Below are 3,652 nucleotides of genomic sequence, written 5' to 3'. Positions count from 1 at the left end.
TCATCCCCGAGAGCGAGCGTGAGAAGTTTATTCTTACAGAATTCCAGGGTAAATTTCCCATCGTGATAAAACCCAGGAAAGGGCATGGCTCTGAGGGAATCAGATACATTGAAAACATCAATGAATTAAGCAGACAACTTGAGACACTTGCACCTGATGATTGTCTCCAGGAATACGTTGAGGGGGACGAAATCACATGCGGATTACTTTTTGACAAACAGGGTAACCTTGCCGATTCACTGGCGATGGTACGGACTCTTAAAAACGGTCGAACCATTTCCGCCTCCGTTTACGAAAATACCCAACTGGACGATTTTATTAATTCGTTCGCTGAAAAAACAAAACTCATTGGGCCCATTAACCTGCAATTACGAATGAATCAGGCAGGTCAACCGCTCGTATTTGAAATTAACCCGCGACTTTCCGGTTCCACTCTCATGCGTATCGCCGTTGGTTTTAATGATCCCGCCCGAATTGTGGAGCATTTTCTTGATGACCTTCCAGTCCGACGTGCGAAAGTGGATCAAGTCAAAGTCTATCGAACTGAAGCAACTCTCACTGTTGTCGGCCCGAAAACATCGCAGCCAAGAGAAAAGCATCTGCTCCAAAACCGAAATGAGATCAAACACATTGTTTTTGACTGTGGAGGAACTCTGTTACACTTAGTGCCAGATCGCGCACAAGTCTGTCAGGAGGTACTCCGCCAACTCGGTTACGAGATTTCAACTGAACAGATCAATCTCGCTTATGAACTTGTGAATTTTTCGCTCCGGCATCGCTCCTCGCTGGTCCGAACCGCGAAAGAAAAACAAGATTTTTATCATGAATTTAACGGCAGACTGGCGATCGCTCTTGGTATCTCTTCACAACATCACGAATTCAACTCACTCTTGCAACGGGCTTTCGCAGACAGATGCCATTGGAGTCCCCTGCCCGGGGTCATTTCAACACTCAATTCTCTGGCAACGAGAGCAGGCTACACTTTGCATGTTCTGGCAAACTGGAATTCCGGGCTCTCGGATTTATTACTAAAAACAGAGCTTGCGCACTTTTTCTGTTCCATTCATCACTCAGAAGGCCTGGGTGTTGAAAAACCAGATCCTGACATTTTTCTTGCTTTTGCCGGACAAACAGGCGTTACTCCTCAACAGGCACTGTATATTGGTAATGAATATGAGGCGGATGTCCATGGCAGCCGCGCTGCGGGATTTACGCCCATTCTTTTGGATCTCAACCATCGGTATACAAATCTAATCGACTGTATGCTGGTCAGGGACTGGCATCAATTACGCGAACTCCTTGACTCACTGCTATCTGAAGAAACTAAAGGTAAATCAGTAGAATGATATCTGCATCTGACGATCATCCTGACCTCTCTCTCGTCATACCTTTGTATGATGAAGAAGAATGCATATCTGAATTCATTCGGCAAGTCAGGTCCTCCATTGATCTGCTCCCGTTCTCCTACGAGATCATTTTTGTTGATGACGGCAGCCAGGACCGAACGGTTGAGATCGTCATTGATTTTTGCAAATCAGATCCTCGTATCGCATTAATCCAGCTAACACGAAATTATGGAAAAGAAGCGGCATTGACCGCAGGTATCACTCATGCATCAGGAGCGTTCATATTGATGATGGACCCGGATCTCCAAGACCCGCCTGAACGCATCGTTGATTTTTATAATAAAATTCGAGAAGGTTATGATTTAGTTTTCAGCACACGTATCGAAAAATCTGACAGCCTGATACGTAAATTAACATCAAAGATCTTTTGGTCTACACTGAATACGGTTACCGGATTAAATATCCCACCGAATCTTGGCGCCATGCGAATCTTTTCTCAAGCGTTTGCACAAGAGTTCCTGCGCTACCCGGAGCGCGTCCGTTTCATTGAAGGACTCTTCATGAGCATTGGAATGCGGCGAACAACAATCGAAATTGAAAACAGACCTCGCTTCGCCGGTGTTTCTAAATTCACTTTGAAACGCCGTATTAAACTGGCTACGAATGCGATGCTTGCATTCAGCGATCTGCCTTTACGCTTTACGATGTCTCTCGGGTTAGCTGGAGTGCTTGCCAGTATATTCTTTGGCTTAATCATTGTATTTAGAAAGGCCATCTTCGGGATTGGCCTTTTGGGATGGACATCGACGGTAACCATCATTATTTTCTTCGGAAGCCTGCAACTGTTCGTGCTTGGCCTGATCGGCAATTATATCGGACGCATTTATACCGAAATCAAAGCCAGACCTGTTTACTCCATCTATCACACATTCAATCTGAAGCAAGATCAAGGTAGCGAGCATGTCGATGCATCAGGACAAGGTTAGCACCGTTGATCGCCTCGCAATCATTGGCGCTGGTGATCTGGGTCACAGTATTTTTCGACTGACGAAAGAAATCCCACACTTAAACACGATTGGTTTTTTTGATGATACCTGCCTATCAGACAGCGTGCATGGTCTTCCTGTCTTTAGCCCAATTGACTCGATCGAAGATCACTGGAAAAATAACAACTTCGATGCCGCCATCATCGCCATTGGTTATAAACACATGCGGTTTCGAAGCGAGCTGTTCACCCGGTTGAAAACTCTCAATATACCATTTGCAAGCGTGGTGCATCCCTCTACCATCATAGCCGCGGATGCGATTGTTGGAGAAGGTTCTGTGCTTTTCCCCGGTTGTGTCCTTGATATTGGCGTTTGTATCGGAAACAACTGTGTCCTGAACAGTGGCGTCACCGTTGCTCACGATTCACGCATCGACGACCATACGATGTGTGGACCACGTGTGACACTTGCCGGCTTTACACACGTTCAACACAGTTGTTTTCTCGGCGTGGGCACAACAGTCATCGATAACATCAAGATTGAACCTCACGTTCACACCGGAGGGGGAACCGTGGTGATCGACAATCTTCCGGGCAATTATCTCTACGTTGGCGTTCCCGCCCGCCCGCTGAAATCAATCCCGACTACATGAGATTCTGAAATCCATAACTGAGACTTGGAATTCAATCAAATAATGGAGCACCTACTCCAGACCTGCCGGTTTCGCGTGAATCAAATGCAGATACGGTTTTGCTTCTGGCCAGCTGTGGACTTCGGCCAGTTTGTCCGCCGGGACTTCAATCGATGTGAAAAAATCGATTGAAATCTGGTCATCGAACTTGCCTTCCAGATAACCGAACGGAACATTTTCGGCATCCTGTTCCGGCGTCCCGTTTTTGAGGCGGGGAGGAATGTAGAGGCTCCAGAACTTCTGCGGGTCCTTCTCTGTCAGCAGATCCGTAAATCGCTGTTTGACTTTCTGGCTGGCGGGAGCATCATCGAGATTGCGATGTACGAGAATGGCCTGATAGGCCAGCATTTTATTCCAGCTTTTTTCTGTCACCACATAATGCGAAAAGTGCAAGCGATCATCAAAACCCAGATTGAGGGGATTGTAAGGGGAAGCGGGCAAATTTTGCCCGGCTGCCAGCAGGTCCTGCATTTTACGGGCATCTTTGTGACGAATCGCGTACATGAAGTACATGCCACTGAAAGGGGTCGCCCAGCCATTTTCCCGTACGGAATCTTTCAGATGAATAATCACGTCACCATAGCGGGGGGAACCATGCGGCGGGCCGACGCTGGCAAACACCGCATCGA

The 3,652-nt window shown here is 47.0% G+C and carries 4 protein-coding genes; 3 read left to right on the top strand and 1 reads right to left on the bottom strand.

All coding sequences use genetic code 11. The features are described from left to right. Positions 1 to 62 precede the first annotated feature (62 nt). The 3 genes from Q0294_RS02665 to Q0294_RS02655 are packed head-to-tail and all read left to right on the top strand — an operon-like array spanning position 63 to position 2,984. Positions 63 to 1,346, top strand: coding sequence for an HAD-IA family hydrolase (locus Q0294_RS02665; protein ID WP_299460654.1), 1,284 nt, complete (start codon positions 63 to 65; stop codon positions 1,344 to 1,346). Continuing rightward, entirely contained in the window at positions 1,343 to 2,332 is a 990-nt protein-coding gene (locus Q0294_RS02660; protein ID WP_299460652.1) for a glycosyltransferase family 2 protein, read from the top strand. The genes Q0294_RS02665 and Q0294_RS02660 overlap by 4 nt, the downstream gene beginning before the upstream one ends. Beyond that, the gene (locus Q0294_RS02655) at positions 2,307 to 2,984 is read left to right on the top strand and encodes a NeuD/PglB/VioB family sugar acetyltransferase (protein WP_299460650.1); all 678 of its coding nucleotides are present in this window, start codon (positions 2,307 to 2,309) and stop codon (positions 2,982 to 2,984) included. Before Q0294_RS02660 ends, Q0294_RS02655 begins: the two co-directional genes overlap by 26 nt. A gap of 51 nt (positions 2,985 to 3,035) precedes the next feature. On the opposite strand, the gene Q0294_RS02650 is transcribed toward Q0294_RS02655, so the two are convergent. After that, a partial coding sequence (locus Q0294_RS02650; RefSeq protein ID WP_299460648.1) for a hypothetical protein occupies positions 3,036 to 3,652 on the bottom strand: 617 nt, incomplete at its 5' end.

This window comes from uncultured Gimesia sp., assembly GCF_937919775.1.
GTDB lineage: Bacteria > Planctomycetota > Planctomycetia > Planctomycetales > Planctomycetaceae > Gimesia.
The sequence above is the reverse complement of the archived record's forward strand: the minus strand, read 5'-3'. Positions and strand labels throughout refer to the sequence as shown.